General features: G+C 65.0%; 14 protein-coding genes. 6 read left to right on the forward strand and 8 right to left on the reverse strand.

Annotation, left to right across the window (positions count from 1 at the left end):
- Positions 1–35: 35 nt before the first annotated feature.
- Positions 36–1,865: an aminopeptidase P family protein gene (locus EAV90_RS34825; protein ID WP_129146003.1), complete on the reverse strand. Its 1,830-nt coding sequence runs from the start codon at positions 1,863–1,865 to the stop codon at positions 36–38.
- 187 nt (positions 1,866–2,052) lie between these two features.
- Between EAV90_RS34825 and EAV90_RS34830 the strand changes: the two genes are divergently transcribed.
- Positions 2,053–2,232 (forward strand): hypothetical protein, encoded by a 180-nt coding sequence (locus EAV90_RS34830; RefSeq protein ID WP_122401984.1) that lies wholly within the window; start codon positions 2,053–2,055, stop codon positions 2,230–2,232.
- A 67-nt stretch (positions 2,233–2,299) separates the two neighbouring features.
- Here EAV90_RS34830 and EAV90_RS34835 read toward each other — a convergent pair whose 3' ends face one another.
- The gene (locus EAV90_RS34835) at positions 2,300–3,187 is read right to left on the reverse strand and encodes a 50S ribosomal protein L11 methyltransferase (protein ID WP_129146004.1); all 888 of its coding nucleotides are present in this window, start codon (positions 3,185–3,187) and stop codon (positions 2,300–2,302) included.
- Between the two features lie 163 nt (positions 3,188–3,350).
- On the opposite strand from EAV90_RS34835, the gene EAV90_RS34840 reads away from it, so the two are divergent.
- Positions 3,351–3,506, forward strand: a complete 156-nt coding sequence (locus EAV90_RS34840) for a Flp family type IVb pilin (RefSeq protein WP_122406505.1) — start codon at positions 3,351–3,353, stop codon at positions 3,504–3,506.
- Between the two features lie 120 nt (positions 3,507–3,626).
- Here EAV90_RS34840 and EAV90_RS34845 read toward each other — a convergent pair whose 3' ends face one another.
- Together EAV90_RS34845 and EAV90_RS34850 are read right to left on the reverse strand one after the other, a co-directional pair.
- Entirely contained in the window at positions 3,627–3,812 is a 186-nt protein-coding gene (locus EAV90_RS34845; protein WP_122401986.1) for a hypothetical protein, read from the reverse strand.
- A 172-nt stretch (positions 3,813–3,984) separates the two neighbouring features.
- Positions 3,985–5,595: a phytoene desaturase family protein gene (locus EAV90_RS34850; protein WP_129146005.1), complete on the reverse strand. Its 1,611-nt coding sequence runs from the start codon at positions 5,593–5,595 to the stop codon at positions 3,985–3,987.
- A gap of 227 nt (positions 5,596–5,822) precedes the next feature.
- Here EAV90_RS34850 and EAV90_RS34855 point away from each other — a divergent pair, with 227 nt between their 5' ends.
- Entirely contained in the window at positions 5,823–8,102 is a 2,280-nt protein-coding gene (locus EAV90_RS34855; RefSeq protein ID WP_129146006.1) for a fused MFS/spermidine synthase, read from the forward strand.
- A gap of 83 nt (positions 8,103–8,185) precedes the next feature.
- Here EAV90_RS34855 and EAV90_RS34860 read toward each other — a convergent pair whose 3' ends face one another.
- Positions 8,186–9,121, reverse strand: a complete 936-nt coding sequence (locus tag EAV90_RS34860) for a glycerophosphodiester phosphodiesterase (RefSeq protein WP_245509691.1) — start codon at positions 9,119–9,121, stop codon at positions 8,186–8,188.
- Positions 9,122–9,219: 98 nt separating this feature from the next.
- Positions 9,220–9,993, reverse strand: a complete 774-nt coding sequence (locus tag EAV90_RS34865; RefSeq protein WP_164937233.1) for a L,D-transpeptidase — start codon at positions 9,991–9,993, stop codon at positions 9,220–9,222.
- Between the two features lie 299 nt (positions 9,994–10,292).
- On the opposite strand from EAV90_RS34865, the gene EAV90_RS34875 reads away from it, so the two are divergent.
- A complete protein-coding gene (locus EAV90_RS34875; protein WP_122401990.1) occupies positions 10,293–10,613 on the forward strand; it encodes a hypothetical protein in 321 nt (106 codons plus the stop codon).
- 47 nt (positions 10,614–10,660) lie between these two features.
- Here EAV90_RS34875 and EAV90_RS34880 read toward each other — a convergent pair whose 3' ends face one another.
- Both EAV90_RS34880 and EAV90_RS34885 read right to left on the reverse strand, forming a co-directional pair.
- Positions 10,661–11,422 carry an ABC transporter permease gene (locus EAV90_RS34880; RefSeq protein WP_122401991.1) on the reverse strand — a complete coding sequence of 254 codons (762 nt, stop codon included), beginning with the start codon at positions 11,420–11,422 and terminating at the stop codon, positions 10,661–10,663.
- Positions 11,419–12,342, reverse strand: a complete 924-nt coding sequence (locus EAV90_RS34885; RefSeq protein ID WP_129146009.1) for an ABC transporter ATP-binding protein — start codon at positions 12,340–12,342, stop codon at positions 11,419–11,421. Before EAV90_RS34885 ends, EAV90_RS34880 begins: the two co-directional genes overlap by 4 nt.
- A 289-nt stretch (positions 12,343–12,631) precedes the next feature.
- On the opposite strand from EAV90_RS34885, the gene EAV90_RS34890 reads away from it, so the two are divergent.
- Positions 12,632–13,351, forward strand: coding sequence for a hypothetical protein (locus tag EAV90_RS34890; RefSeq protein ID WP_122401993.1), 720 nt, complete (start codon positions 12,632–12,634; stop codon positions 13,349–13,351).
- A 101-nt stretch (positions 13,352–13,452) separates the two neighbouring features.
- On the forward strand, positions 13,453–14,394 hold the full coding sequence (locus tag EAV90_RS34895; protein WP_129146010.1) for a LysM peptidoglycan-binding domain-containing protein: 942 nt from the start codon (positions 13,453–13,455) through the stop codon (positions 14,392–14,394).
- Positions 14,395–14,548: the final 154 nt, after the last annotated feature.

Here is a 14,548-nt window from a genome sequence, read left to right on the forward strand (position 1 = left end):
AGCAGCGTTGCGCAAATCAGGTAGCGCCATGCGCACTACGCCTTCAACTCCGCCGTCGCCTGATCGAGCCAGGCCCTCGTCGCATCGTCCAGCGCCGGCCGCACCTCGGCCTTCACGCGCGCATGGTAGGCATTGAGCCAGTCGAGTTCGTCCTTGCTCAGCATCGCCACGTCGACCAGCCGGCGGTCGATCGGCGCCAAGGTCAGCGTCTCGAACGCGTTCATCGGCTTTTCGGCGCCCTTGATGTCGGCCGCGACCACCAGCTCCAGGTTCTCGATGCGGATGCCAAAGCCGTCGGTCTTGTAGTAGCCGGGCTCGTTGGAGAGGATCATGCCGCGCTTCAGCGGCGTGGTGCCGAGCTTCGAAATTCGCGCCGGCCCTTCGTGCACCGAGAGATAGCTGCCGACGCCGTGGCCAGTGCCGTGCTCGAAATCAAGGCCCGCGGACCAGAGATATTGCCGCGCCAGCGTGTCGAGTTGCGCGCCCGTGGTGCCGTCCGGAAAGACGGCGCGCGCGATCGCGATATGGCCGCGCAACACGCGGGTGAAGCGGTCGCGCATCTCGTCCGTCGGCTCGCCCACCGCCATGGTGCGCGTGACGTCGGTGGTGCCGTCCTCATATTGCGCGCCGGAATCGATCAGCAGGAGATCGCCGGGTGCGATCCGCCGGTTGCTCTTGCGGGTGACGCGGTAGTGCACGATGGCGCCGTTCGGACCGGTGCCGGAGATGGTCGGGAACGACACGTCCTTGAGCGCGCCGGTGTCGCGGCGGAAGGTTTCCAGCGCCTCGACCGCGTCGATCTCGGTGAGCTTGCCGCTCGGCGCCTCGCGATCGATCCATGCGAGGAAGCGCGCCAGCGCTGCGGCGTCGCGCACATGGGCCGTCTTGGTGCCATTGATCTCGGTCGCGTTCTTGACCGCTTTGAGCAGTGCAACCGGATCGTTGCCACGCACCGGCTTGCCGCCGGCGCCCGCGATCAGGCGGCTGAGTGCGTCGGCCGCGGTGGCGTTGTCCAGCGCGATCGCCGCGCCGCTTTTGGCCAGCGCCATCAGCGTCGGCGCCATGGCGTCCGGTTCGCGCACGTCGGCGGCTTGCTCGAGATGGTCGCGTGTGAGGTTGGAGAGCTTGCGGTGGTCGATGAAGATGGTGGGGCGGCCGTCCTTCGGCACCAGCGCGTACGACAACGGCAGCGGCGTATGGGCGACGTCGGCGCCGCGGATGTTGAAGGTCCAGGCCACCGCATGACTGTCCGACAGCACCAGCGCATCGGTGCCGAGCTTGGCGATCTCGGCCCTGATCTGCGTCAGCTTTTCCGCTTCAGTGACACCGGCATGTTGGAGGCTGTGCACGGCGACGGGGGCGAGCGGCGGCCGCGGCCGGTCCTGCCAGATCGCGTCGATCGGATTGCTGTCGACGGCCACCAGCTCGGCGCCGGCCTTGGCGCAGGCTGCGGACAGGCGTTCCGCTGCTGAAAAAGTGTGCAGCCACGGATCAAATCCAAGGCGGTCACCGGCTTTCAGATGCGCCGACACCCAGCTCTCCGGCGGTGGGTCGACCAGCGATTCCACGGCCCAGGCCTTGGCGTCGACCTGCTTGGCGGCCTGAAGCGTGTAGCGACCGTCGACGAACACCGCGGCTTCCTGCGTCAGCACCACCGCCAGGCCCGCCGAGCCCGTAAAGCCGGTCAGCCAGGCCAGCCGCTCTTCCGATGGCGGCACATATTCGTTCTGCTGCTGGTCGGCGCGCGGGACGACGAAGCCGGTCAGCTTGCGACGGGCGAGTTCTTCGCGAAGTGCAGCCAGCCGTGCCGTCAATGCGACGCCGGCCTCCGGCTCCTCGAATGTCTGGAAGTGTGCTTCGAACATGGTGGATCACTTTAGGATCATGGGCATCGGTCCGCAATGTAGACGCATTTGCGGCGCATCTGGCATGGACTGTGCTTGAAATAGTTCCATTCGAATTGAGTGGAGCAAAGGATGCGGCAGTTGCGCTTCGTCCGAATAACAGGGAAATTCGAGCAGGTGGTTCATCTCAACGGCGAGGGGACACACGATGCCAGCGTTCACGTTTGAGAAGATTTCGCCGCCGGTGCGCCGGGCCCCGACTGCGGCGGTACCGAAGAAGCCGCGCGGCCTCATCAGCCAGATGATCGACCGTTTCGCCGAGCGGCGCGCGCGGCGCACTTTGCAGGACGATCGCGCGATACGCCGCGACGAGAAGCCGGCGGAGTAGCGCGGCGTCGCTCGTTACCTTTCCCCGCAAGCGGGGCACGGGAGCGCACCGGCGCCGCGGAGGCGTTTTACCCCAGCTTCCGCAGCAACAGGCTGCTCCATCCCTCGATCCTCACATGCCGCAGTGGCACCAGGCCGCGCGCGCGGTAGGCGGCGATTACGGCCGGGGCCTGATGCGTCAGCAGGCCGGAGAGGATGACGCGGGCGCCAGGCGCGAGGTGCCGCGCCATCGGGCTCGCCAATTGCCGCAGCGGATTGGCTAGGATGTTGGCGAGCACCAGGTCGAACGGACCCGCGCGCGCAAAATCCGGCGCGGCAAAGCCCGTGGCGCGGATCACCCGCACATGATTGCCAACTTCATTCAGCGAGGCGTTCTCAGCCGCCACCCGCACCGAGGGCGGATCGATGTCGGAGGCCAGCACTGCGCGATGCAGCGCCTTCGCGGCTGCGATCGCCAGCACGCCGGTCCCGGTGCCGAGGTCGAGCACGTTGCGCGGCCGGGAACTCTTCAGGACATGGTCAAGCAGAAGTAAACAGCCGCGCGTGGTGCCATGATGGCCGGTGCCGAAGGCGAGCGCCGCCTCGATCTCGATGGCGAGCTTGTTCGGCGCCACACGGTCACGGTCATGGCTGCCGTGCACGACGAAGCGCCCGGCCGGGACCGGGACGAGATCCTCCAGGCTGGCCTTGACCCAGTCCTTGGCCTCGATCGTGTCGAAGGCGAGCGTCGCGGCGATCTCATTTCCTGCGGACGTTGCAACGAGCTCGCGCAGCCATGCCTGATCCGGCGCCTCAGCGAAGTGGAGCGTGACGTCCCATTGTCCGTCCGGCCGCTCGAAGGCGGCGACCGCCGCATCGCCATCGAAAAACACCTCGGTGAGCACGTCGACGACGCGTCTGGCGTCGGCCTCACTGCCGATCGAAAAGCTGGCGCGATGGGTGGGGGAAGGCTGCATTCAGGGTTCCGTTGAGCTCAATTTTTGCAACTTTTGCTGCCAATTTTCCGGACAAATTGCGGTTCGCCGGTTAATCCGCCCCTAGCTTGTCTCCCGTACATTTCCGGATGTTGAAGAAACCCGACACAGCTTGGGATTGAAACGGGAGCGAGTCTTGAAGCGCATGATTCAGAAGTTCTGGTCGGACGAGTCCGGTGCAACCGCGATCGAATACGGCTTGATCGCCGCGGGTATCGCCCTGGCGATCATCACCGTGGTGAACGGCCTGGGCACCACCATGAACGACAAGTTCACTTCGATTAACACCTCCTTGAAGTAATTTCCGCCGGCATTTCAGAGCGGGAGCTATTTTCTTCCAAGGCTGCTCTGATCACCGCCCGCCAGGGGATTCCCATGGTGGGCGAGGCCGTTTGGGCTCGCAGGAATGCCCGGCAATGCCTCAGTTCGAATTGGGCGGCCTAAAGCCAGAGACCAGTTGGATGTGAATGTCTTGGGCGACTATTTGGCGCGCCCATTCGGCCTGATCTTCCGCAATCAGTTTCGCGACCAGCGATTCATCCACGATCGAGGCGGCAATTTGCTCGCTCCAGCGGAAATCTTCTGCGTTTCTCTTCTCGTCGATCATGCGAGCGCTACCCGACGTCCACAGCCTCTCCGCTCTTCATTCCGAGGCCATCCCCTGCCTTATACCTTACTTGTCCCGCGTCTTTTCCACAGCCTGTTCCGGGCTTGTCCTGAGAAGCCGTCCAGTTTCGCCACAGACCTTTCGACAGCCTGTCCACAACTAATCCGCAGTCCTATCCACGGCTTCCGAACAGGGACCGGTGATCCCGCAGGATCACCTGGGCGGCGTTGTGCCCGGGGGCGCCGGTGACGCCACCGCCGGGGTGGGCGCCGGAGCCGCAATGGTAGAGGCCCCTCAACGGCCCGCGATAGTCGGCGTGGCCCAGCATCGGCCGCGCCGAGAACAGCTGGTTCAGCGTCAGCGCGCCGTGGAAGATGTCGCCTCCCAGCAGACCGAATTGCCGCTCGAGATCGAGCGGTGACAGGATCTGACGGCCGAGCACGCTCGCCGCAAAACCCGGCGCGTATTGATCCACCGTCGCGATCATGAGATCGGCGACCTCTTCACGATGGTCGTCCCACGACTTCCCACCGGGGAGCGTTGGTGCGACATGCTGACAGAACAGGCTCGCGACGTGTTTGCCGGCGGGCGCCAGCGTGTCGTCGAGCGTTGAGGGGATCAGCATCTCGACGACGGGCTCACGGCTCCAGCCCTGCGCCCGCGCATCGAGATAGGCGCGGTCCATGTAGTCGAGGGTCGGCGCCAGGATGATGCCGGAAGAGAGATGATCGCCTTCGCCCGGCAGCGCCGTGAAGGAGGGCAGGCGGTCCAGCGCCACGTTCATGCGGAAGGTGCCGGAGCCGTTCTTCCAGTGCCGGATGCGAGCGAGGAAATCCGCAGGGAGAGCGTCGGCCGCGATCAGTCGCGTGTAGAGCAGCTTCGGATTGACGTTGGCCGCGATATATTTCGCGCGGATGCTAGCGCCGTTCTCCAGCGCGACGCCGACGGCGCGGTCGCGTTCGACGATGATCTCACGGACGCCGGCATCCGTTTCGATCACGACGCCGCGCTCGCGTGCCGCGCGCGCCATCGCCTGCGTGATCGCGCCCATGCCGCCGATGGCGTGGCCCCAGACACCCTTCTTGCCGTTCACCTCGCCGAAGGCGTGATGCAGCATCACATAGGCCGAGCCGGGGGCGTAGGGGCTGGCATAGTTGCCGACGATGGCATCGAAGCCGAACAGCGCCTTGACCAGATCATGTTCGAAACGTTCGTCCAGCATTTCGCCGGCCGAACGGGTGAACAGATCGAGCAGGCTGCGGCTCTGTTCCAGCGTGAGGCCGCGCAGGATATTGGCGCTCTGCAGCGCGTTCACGGCCTCGCGGATCGCATTCGTGCCGAAGCCCTCGAGCAGGTTCGGCGGCGCGCGCAACACGAATTGCCTGAGCACGTCGGCGATGTCTTCCAGCTCGCGCGCGAAGCCGTCGAGAGCCTCCGCATCATGCGCGCTGAGCCGCGCCACCGAGGCTTTCGTCCGCCCCTCGCCGGTGAGGAGATGGCTGGCATCCGGCGCCGGCAGAAAATTCTGCGCGCGCCGTTCGACGATGCGCAGGCCTTGTTCCGCAAGATTCAAATCGCGGATCACCCGCGGATTGAGCAGGCTCACGGTATAAGCCGCGACCGAATTGCGAAAACCGGGGTGAAACTCCTCCGTGACCGCTGCGCCGCCGACCACCTTGCGACGCTCGACCACGCGCACCCGCAGGCCTGCCATCGCGAGATAGGCCGCACAGGTGAGGCCGTTATGGCCAGCGCCGATGATGATGACGTCGGTTTCGGTCATGATTTCCTTGGCGTCATTTCCGGGGCGATGCGCAGCATCGAACTATCGTGCCGGCTCCGCACCGGAGAATCTCGAGGTTCCGTTCGCCTCTTCGAGGCGCCCCGGAACGACATCTCTACATCAAGCATTTCCCGCTGCAACATCACGACACCCTTTGTTGCCCGTTCAGGCGCCTTGTGCTCCATTGCGCGCGTCCGGCGCCCGCCGGGTTTTGAGCCGGAGCTCCCATGGATTCGATCGTGCAACCCGCGGCCACGGAGCAGTCGTCTCCTTCGCGCAACCGGCTGCTGCTGGCGGTCTACACCGCCGCGATCTTCGTCAGCGCGCTGCTGCTGTTCTCGGTGCAGCCGCTGTTCACGAAGATGGTGCTGCCGCGGCTCGGCGGCTCGCCTGCGGTGTGGTCGGTGGCCATGGTGTTCTTCCAGTCGCTGTTGCTCGCCGGCTACGCCTATGCACATCTGCTGATGCAGGTGAGGAACCGCATCGTTCCGGTGGCGGTGCATCTGGTGCTGCTGATCGCGGCCTTCGCCACGCTGCCGCTCGGCATCGCCTCCGCCTATGGCGAGCCGCCCGCTTCGGGCTATGCGTTCTGGCTGCTCGGCCTGTTCGCGGTCTCGATCGGGCTGCCGTTCTTCGCGCTCGCGGCCAACAATCCGCTGCTGCAGGCCTGGTTCGTCCGCACCGGCCATCCCGCGGCCCACGATCCCTATTTCCTCTATGCCTCATCGAACATCGGTAGCTTCCTCGCGCTGCTGTCCTATCCGTTCGTGCTGGAGCCGATGTTCACGCTGCAGATGCAGAACCGGTTCTGGACCGGCGGCTATGGCCTGTTGATCCTTCTCATCGGCGCCTGCGGCGCGCTGTTGCTGCGTTCGCCCAAGTTGGCGGTGGCCGACGCGCTGGCGGAGGACGTGAATGCGCCCGCGCCCGGCCTCTTGACGCGGCTGCGCTGGATATTCCTCGCCGCAGTGCCGTCGGGCCTGCTCATCGCCGTCACCGCGCACATTTCGACCGACGTCGCGGCGGCGCCGCTGCTGTGGGTGCTGCCGCTCTCGCTGTACCTTTTGACCTGGGTCGTGGTGTTCCAGTCGCGGCCGTTATTGCCGCACAAATGGATGCTGATGCTCCAGCCGGTCGCGATCGCAGGCGTCGTCGTCCTGCTGGCCTTTGGCGGAGAGCAGAACCTGCTGCTGACGCTCGGCGGACATCAATTGTGCTTCTTCGTCATTGCCATGGCCTGTCACGGCGAATTGGCGCGGACGCGGCCGGCGGCCAGATATCTCACCGGGTTTTATGTGGCGCTGTCGTTCGGCGGCATGGTCGGCGGCCTGTTCGCTGGGCTCGTTGCGCCTTTCACGTTCACATGGATCGCCGAATATCCGATCCTGATCGCGCTCGCCGCGCTGTGCCGTCCGCCTGCGACCGAGCGGCTGGCGGGCATTGTGAGATGGTACTGGTTGGCGCTCGCCGCGCTCGCGGTAGCGCTCGTCGCGCCGTCGTACACCACGGGCGACCTCTCGACCTGGTTCGGGGATCATCGCGTCTGGGTCGCCGGCGCCGTCGGCGTGCTCGCCGCGCTGCTCGCGCTGATCCTCAATGCCGGTCGCTGGAAGATCTTTGCCACCGTCGCGCTCGCGCTGGCGTTGATCCGGGTTTATCCCGCAGACGAGGGCCGCGTCACGACGGTGCGCAGCTTCTTCGGCGTGCACAAGATCGTGGTGACGCCGGGCGGCTATTTCCACGTGCTCATGCACGGCACCACCATTCATGGCGCCGAGCGCTTTCGCAACGATGACGGCACGCCGGTCATCGGCCGGCCCGAGCCGATCACCTACTATCATCGGGACGGTGGCATCGGTCAGGCCGTCAGCGCGATCCGCGAGCGCAAGGGCGCGCCGCTCAAGGTCGCCGCGATCGGGGTTGGCTCGGGCACGCTCGCCTGCGCTGCCGAGCGAGGGGAGAGCTGGACTTTCTTCGAGATCGACCAGTCCATGGTCGACGCCGCGCGTGACCCCAGGAATTTCCGCTACATATCGAGCTGCATGCCGGACATGAAGCCCGTGATCGGCGATGCGCGCCTCACCTTCGCCAAGGAGCCCGATGGCGCCTATGATCTCATCATCGTCGATGCCTATTCGTCCGATGCGATTCCGATCCATCTTGCGACCGAAGAGGCGATGAAGATCTACAAGGACAAGCTCGCGCCGCACGGCGCCGTGGTGATGCACGTCTCCAACCGGCATCTGGATCTCGAGACCGTCGTGGTCGGCATTGCCGACGCCAACGATCTCAAGAGCTGGGTCTTCAACGAGGATTCGGGCCGCGATTCCGACTACATCTTCTCGACCGACGTCGTCATCTCCGCCCGGGAGGAGGCCGACATCGGCAGGCTCGCGTCCTCCAAGCAATGGGAGCAGACCGAAGCCGATGACAGGGTGCGGGTCTGGACCGACGACTATTCGAACATCCTGGGCGCGCTGTATCGGCGTTTAAGGGATGGGGAGTAGAGCTCGCGGCTCGAGTGATCTCGTGCCCCCGCTCTTCGTCGCGTCATTTCATGCCGCGCCGCGCCCGGGACACGAGACTGGTTCTAAGGCGCCACCGGCGTCCCCGCCGGCAATGCGATTCCCCTCTCGCCGGCAACCTGCCGCAGCAGGTCCGGCCTGTCCGAGATGATCCCATCGACGCCGAGCTCGATCATGCGCGCCATGTCGTCTCGCTTGTTCACCGTCCAGACCACGACGCGCAGCCCGAGCGCGTGAGCCTCCGAGACGAGCGCGGCGGTCACATCGCCGAAATAGGGCGACCAGATCGCGCCGCCCGCAGCCTTGATCGTCCGTGGCAGCGAGCGGCCGTGATCGGCCGGATTGAAGCCGGCCGTCCAGTTCGTCGCCTTGTCGAGCGCCACCGTCTGGCCTGTGCCGCGCTGGAGCGTCAGGTACACGGTTGGAATCGTGGGCGCCTGCCGCTGGACGAGCTGCAGGGTCCTCCAGTCGAACGACTGGACCATCACGCGATCGGAAAATCCTTCGGTCTCGATCACCCCGAGCAGCTTTGCGACGAAGGCCGCCGGATCTGGCGCTTCGTCCGGATGGTTCGGATCGATCTTGGTCTCGATGTTGAAGCGGACCTGCGTGTTGCCGGACTTGCGCACCACCAAGAACAGCTCGCGCAGGGTGGGAATGCGCGTTCCCGGCACCGCACGCTGGTCGGGGAATTGTTTCGCATAGGCGCTGTCCGGCCGGATCTGGCCGACGTCATAGGTCCTGACCTCGTCGAGCCGCAGTCTTACGAAAGGCGTGCCGGGCGGAGTGATGTAGGCTCCATCGGAGCTGCGTGCGAGATCCGGATTGAGCCCGCGCTCATGCGAGATGACGATTTCGCCATCGGCAGTGACGCCGACGTCGAGCTCCAGCGTGTCGACGCCCATCGACAGCGCGTTGGCGAAGGCGGGCAGGGTGTTTTCCGGCAACAGCGCCCGCCCGCCGCGATGCGCCTCGAGGTCGAAGGCCACATCAGCTCCCATGGCCGGTCCCGCTATCAGAATCCAGAGCACAGTCGGAATGATCGTGGCACGTGACGGCATGGTGCCTCGGCCGGCGAGGGCGGTTGATGGCAGTCGCGTCAGTTCTGATAGTAATAGCCGCGCGGCTGATAATATTGCCGGGGCTGCGGCTGATAGTAGCCCTGCTGGCCGTAGCCTTGATTGTAATATGGCTGCGGCTGCTGCTGATAGACCTGCGCGTCATAAAGCGGGCGGCTTGCCGAGCGCGGCGCGGGATAGCGGGCGCCGGTGTCGCTGCCGTCGGCCGGATAGATGTAGTTGTCGTCCTGCGGCATGTAGCGGCGCGCGGGCTGCGCCGGCGGCGCCAGGTTCACGGGATCGCCCGTGGTCGCGTATTGCTCTTCGGCCGGTTGCGCTGCGCGGGCCACGGCATTGCGGCCGCGCGGATTGCGCGCCAGCGCCACCTGCGCCGAGCCGGTCAGCGTCACCGTGGTGTTGAGCACGCCCTGCTGCTGCACCAGGGCATAGAGCGTCGAGGCGTTCTGCCGCGACAGCCGCACGCAGCCATGGGAGGCGGGCGTGCCGAGACGGCTGACCGAATCCGTGCCGTGGATGGCGTGCCCGACCTTGGTGAAGAAGATCGAATGCGGCATCGGCGCGTCGTCGAATTCCTTGGAGAAATGATCCTCCTCCATGCGGAAGGCGCGGAAGGCACCGTTCGGCGTTTCGCGCGAGGGGATGCCGGTCGATACCGGCCAGTGATAGCGCGCCACGCCGTCCACGGCGACGGTCATCTGCTGATTGTCCTTGTCGATGGTGATCTCGACCTTGGCCTGCGCGGTGCCCGCGCTCAAAAGCATCAGGGAAGTGAAAGCGATAAAAAATGAACGCATCTGACTCTCGGCCTCCGGCCTGTTCACGCTAGCGCCGCGGCTCTCCGTCCCCGGCGTGCAATATGCCTGCAATCCGGCTTTCGTTCCAGCGGCCTGCCCGCCATCGTTAACGTGATGTCCGACGTAAGCAAGGCCGCTTTGTGCCGCGCCGCCAGCTGCGATGCTGACATTTTCGAGAGCGGACATGCGTTCACATCGCCGACAATTCGTCACAAAGGCGCAACCATTTGGCCGCCCGGTGCGTTGATGATGACCTGCCGATTGGCGGCTTCGCCGCCGCTTTTGCCATTGGACTGAAGATGAACAAAGCCCGTGTCAACGCCGCCGTCCTGCCGGCCGGCTTCCCCGTCCGCATGCTGTTCGCAGCTGCCGCCCTTCTCGCGCTATCGTGCTTGCCGCAAGCCGGTCACGCGCAGGGCATCGTGCGCGGTGCCCAGGAAGGATCCTATGAGGGCAACCGGATCGCCGGTCCCGTGGGGGGCGTGGTGGGTGGCGCCGTCGGCGCCGGTGTCGGCGGCGCCGTAGGTGCGGTGGAGGGCGTGTTCGGCATTCCGCACCGTCACTATCGCCACTGCCGTGGCTATTATGACGGCTACCATCGCTTCCACTGTTACCGGTGACGACCTCGTAGCCCGAATTACGCAGAGCTCTATCCGGGCTAGGCGGGTCAATTCTTCAGCCGATACCCCGTGCGGAAAATCCACCAGATCACGATCAGGCAGATCACCAGGAACGCCAGCGTCATGCCGACGCTGACGGAGACGCTGACGTCGGCGATCTCGTAGAAGCTCCAGCGGAAGCCCGAGACCAGATAGACGACCGGATTGAGCAGCGCGACCGTGCGCCAGCCCGTCGGCAGCATGTCGATGGAATAGAAGCTTCCGCCGAGGAAGGTCAGCGGCGTCACCACCAGCATCGGGATCATCTGCAGCTTCTCGAATCCGTCGGCCCAGATGCCGATGATGAACCCGAACAGGCTGAACGTCACCGCCGTCAGCACCAGGAAGGTCAGCATCCAGACCGGATGATGGATGTGCAGCGGCACGAACAGCCCGGCCGTCGCCAGGATGATCAGGCCCAAGATGATCGACTTGGTCGCGGCCGCGCCGACATAGCCGAGCACGATCTCGAAATAGGAGATCGGTGCCGACAGGATCTCGTAGATCGTGCCGGTGAATTTCGGGAAGTAGATGCCGAACGAGGCGTTGGCGATGCTCTGCGTCAGCACCGAGAGCATGATCAGGCCCGGCACGATGAAGGTGCCGTAGCTGACGCCCTCGACCTGGCTGATGCGCGAGCCGATCGCGGCGCCGAACACCACGAAATAGAGCGAGGTGGAGACCACAGGCGAGACGATGCTTTGCAGCAGCGTGCGCCAGGTGCGCGCCATTTCGAACAGATAGATGGCGCGGATGGCGCGGTGATTCATGACGTCCTCACGAGGTCGACGAAGATGTCCTCGAGCGACGACTGCGTCGTGTCGAGATCGTTGAAGCGGATGCCGGCGTTGCGCAAGTCGCTGAGCAGGCTGGTGATGCCGGTGCGCTCGCCCTTGGTGTCGTAGTCGTAGACCAGCGTCGCGCCGGAATCGCAGAGGTCGAGCTCGTAGTGTGCGAGGCTCTCCGGCAGCGACGAGATCTTGTTCTGCAGGTGCAGCGTCAGCCGCTTCTTGCCGAGCTTCCGCATCAAGGTCGTCTTGTCCTCGACCAGTACGATCTCGCCCTTGTTGATGACGCCGATGCGATCGGCCATCTCCTCGGCTTCCTCGATGTAGTGCGTGGTGAGGATGATGGTGACCCCGGATTGCTGCAGGCCGCGCACCACCTCCCACATGCCCTTGCGCAGCTCGACGTCGACGCCGGCGGTCGGCTCGTCCAGGAACAGGATTTGCGGTTCGTGCGACAGTGCTTTGGCGATCATCACGCGGCGCTTCATGCCGCCGGACAGCGTGATGATCTTGTTGTCCTTCTTGTCCCACAGCGAGAGGTCTTTCAGCACCTTCTCGATATGCGCGGGGTTCTTCGGCTTACCGAACAGGCCGCGGGAGAAGCTCACGGTCGCCCACACGCTTTCGAAAGCGTCGGTGTGCAATTCCTGCGGCACGAGGCCGATCAGCGAGCGCGCCTTGCGGTAGGAGGCCTGGATGTCCTCGCCGCCGACCAGAACCTTGCCTTCGCTGGGATTGGCGATGCCGCAGATGATGGAGATCAGCGTGGTCTTGCCCGCGCCGTTCGGGCCAAGCAGCGCGAAGATTTCGCCGCGCTTGATATCGAGATTGACGTTCTTGAGCGCCTTGAAGCCGGGCCCGTAGGTCTTCGACAGATTGGCGACGGAGATGATGGAGGACATGATGGCCGCAAGGCTAAGAAGCAAAGGCTGGGGAGGGGAGGCTGGAACCTGCCGGGAAGGGCCGGTCAGCGGAGCCCTGAGATAGGAATGTCCTTGCCGCGTCGCAATTGGCCGGAGAAAAATGGTCTCAAAACGGGCCGTTGAGTGGCGGGTTTCGGGCAAGTGTTGCGCAACCGCCACGGGCTGCCGCTAAGATTGTCGCTCACGCGGCTCTTTGTTGCGTCTGCGAGCAGGCCATGGCTACGATTCCGGCCTATCGCAAAGCGTATCCTCTCCAAGGAAAACACCGATGAGACCGAACGGCCGTCACACCGTCGGCGCCAGCCAGTTGTCCGCCCTCCGTGTTTGGGCGGTAGGCCTGCTCCTGCTGTCAGCTGTTGCCATCAGCCCGACCACCGCCAAGGCCGCGCCGAGCCAGGCCGCGGTGGCGACCACGCATGTCTACCTGCTCCGTGGCGTGCTCAACATCTTCTCGCTCGGGCTCGACACGATCGGCGCGCGGCTTCAGGCGCAGGGCATCCCGGTGACCGTCGCCAACTTCGTTTCCTGGTCCTCGCTCGCCGATGAAGCGGCAGCTGCCTACAAGGCCGGCCGGCTCAAGACGATTATCCTGGTCGGCCATTCCTCCGGTGCGACCGCGCTGCCGGACATGATCGCCAAGCTCAACCAGCTCGGCGTGCCCGTGAAGCTCGCGATCGGCCTCGATTCCGTCTTCAAGACCAAGCTCTCGAGCGGCGCCGAGCGCTACATCAACATCTATATCGGCGATGGTCCGGGCGAGCCGGTGCGGGCTGCAGCGGGTTTCCGCGGCAAGCTCGACAATGTCGACGTCCGCGGCACCGGCGTTGGCCATATCTCGATCGACAAGAACGAGGCGATCCAGCGCCGTGTCATCGCCGAGATCGACGCCGCGATCATGCGCTCGCGCGCCCCGGCTGCTCCCGTCGCCGAACCCGGCGCGCCGCGGCAGGCCCGGTCGGCGGCGGCCGCTGCGCCGGCGAGGAACTAGTCTCGCACGACAAGACTTCGGCGCCGCAAAATCCGCCAATTTTGCGGTCATGAACTACCGCAGGGGAGGCAATCGTCTCCGGTGGTGGGACTTCTGGACTGATGGCTGATTCAAGGCGACTAGTCGCGCTGGCAGCAGTCGTGCTGCTTGCCTTGAGCGGCGGCATGGCCGCTGCTTCTCCGGCCAAGTCCAAGACCGCCGCGGCCGTCCCCGCCGCGCCGCCGCCTCCGCCGTTCGAGCCTTTGCCGCCGCCGAAAATCTACCTGTTTCGCGGCGCCATGGGCCCGATCTTCTCGACCGGCATGGATCGGCTCAGCGAGAAGCTGACGCAGGCCGGCTTCTCGGCCGACGTCTATGAATTCACCCTGTGCCGGCTGATCGGCAACCGCGTCGTCGCCGGCTACAAGGAGAAGGCGGCGCCGATCGTGCTGATCGGCCACTCCATGGGCGGGCTGTGCTCGATCGTCATCTCGGAGATGGCGGCCAAAGAGAACATCCCGATCAGCCTCGTCATCGCCATCGATCCCGCACATGCGACCGGCGACGTGCCGCTCAACGTCGAGCGCTTCATCAACATCTTCCTGTCCGACAGCGTGCTCGGCGGCGGCGACGTCGTGGCCGTGCCCGGCTTTCGCGGCCATTATGCCAGCTATGACCTCAAGGAAAACGCACGCGTCTCGCACATCAACATCGAGAAGTCCGACGACATCCACCGCCAGATCGTCGAGATGGTGACGCAGCTCCCGCGCATTCCGCCGCAGACCCAGGCCGATGCCGTGCCGCTGCGCTATCTCGTGCCCGCGGATACGCTGGTCGAATTGTGGGACAGCGGCGTGCGGGTGCCGGTGCGCCGCGGCGACACCATGGAGAGCATCGCTGCAGCCAACCGCGTGCCGCTGTGGACGCTCGCGCAGAGCAATTCGCTGCCCGAGAACGCGCAGCTCACCCCGGGCCAGACCATCATCGTCCCCCGCCATCTGACACCGCCCGAGCCGGCCGCCGCGATGGCGGTGCCGCCGCCGGCTCCGGCGGGGCGGAGATAGGAACATTCTTCGCCTCTCCCCGCGTGCGGTAGGGGAATCGCATATGGTGCTGGCAGGGTGTTGCCAAGCGGTTGGAACTGGATTCTTTGGGTGTCTCTCGATTCCAGAGGGAGACCTGAATGCGCAAGCTCAAGCGCCTGTTTCGACCGCTCAA

Origin of the sequence: Bradyrhizobium vignae (assembly GCF_004114425.1) — a bacterium.
GTDB classification, from domain to species: Bacteria; Pseudomonadota; Alphaproteobacteria; order Rhizobiales; family Xanthobacteraceae; genus Bradyrhizobium; species Bradyrhizobium vignae.

Bases quoted from the DNA above. Each gene is read 5' to 3' on its own strand.
- EAV90_RS34835 (WP_129146004.1), bottom strand. From the start codon at position 3,187: ATGCAGCCTTCCCCCACCCATCGCGCCAGCTTTTCGATCGGCAGTGAG.
- EAV90_RS34825 (WP_129146003.1), bottom strand. From the start codon at position 1,865: ATGTTCGAAGCACACTTCCAGACATTCGAGGAGCCGGAGGCCGGCGTC.
- EAV90_RS34880 (WP_122401991.1), bottom strand. From the start codon at position 11,422: ATGAATCACCGCGCCATCCGCGCCATCTATCTGTTCGAAATGGCGCGC.
- EAV90_RS34895 (WP_129146010.1), top strand. From the start codon at position 13,453: ATGGCTGATTCAAGGCGACTAGTCGCGCTGGCAGCAGTCGTGCTGCTT.
- EAV90_RS34885 (WP_129146009.1), bottom strand. From the start codon at position 12,342: ATGTCCTCCATCATCTCCGTCGCCAATCTGTCGAAGACCTACGGGCCC.
- EAV90_RS34845 (WP_122401986.1), bottom strand. From the start codon at position 3,812: ATGATCGACGAGAAGAGAAACGCAGAAGATTTCCGCTGGAGCGAGCAA.
- EAV90_RS34840 (WP_122406505.1), top strand. From the start codon at position 3,351: ATGATTCAGAAGTTCTGGTCGGACGAGTCCGGTGCAACCGCGATCGAA.
- EAV90_RS34860 (WP_245509691.1), bottom strand. From the start codon at position 9,121: ATGGGAGCTGATGTGGCCTTCGACCTCGAGGCGCATCGCGGCGGGCGG.
- EAV90_RS34855 (WP_129146006.1), top strand. From the start codon at position 5,823: ATGGATTCGATCGTGCAACCCGCGGCCACGGAGCAGTCGTCTCCTTCG.
- EAV90_RS34830 (WP_122401984.1), top strand. From the start codon at position 2,053: ATGCCAGCGTTCACGTTTGAGAAGATTTCGCCGCCGGTGCGCCGGGCC.
- EAV90_RS34890 (WP_122401993.1), top strand. From the start codon at position 12,632: ATGAGACCGAACGGCCGTCACACCGTCGGCGCCAGCCAGTTGTCCGCC.
- EAV90_RS34875 (WP_122401990.1), top strand. From the start codon at position 10,293: ATGAACAAAGCCCGTGTCAACGCCGCCGTCCTGCCGGCCGGCTTCCCC.
- EAV90_RS34850 (WP_129146005.1), bottom strand. From the start codon at position 5,595: ATGACCGAAACCGACGTCATCATCATCGGCGCTGGCCATAACGGCCTC.
- EAV90_RS34865 (WP_164937233.1), bottom strand. From the start codon at position 9,993: ATGCGTTCATTTTTTATCGCTTTCACTTCCCTGATGCTTTTGAGCGCG.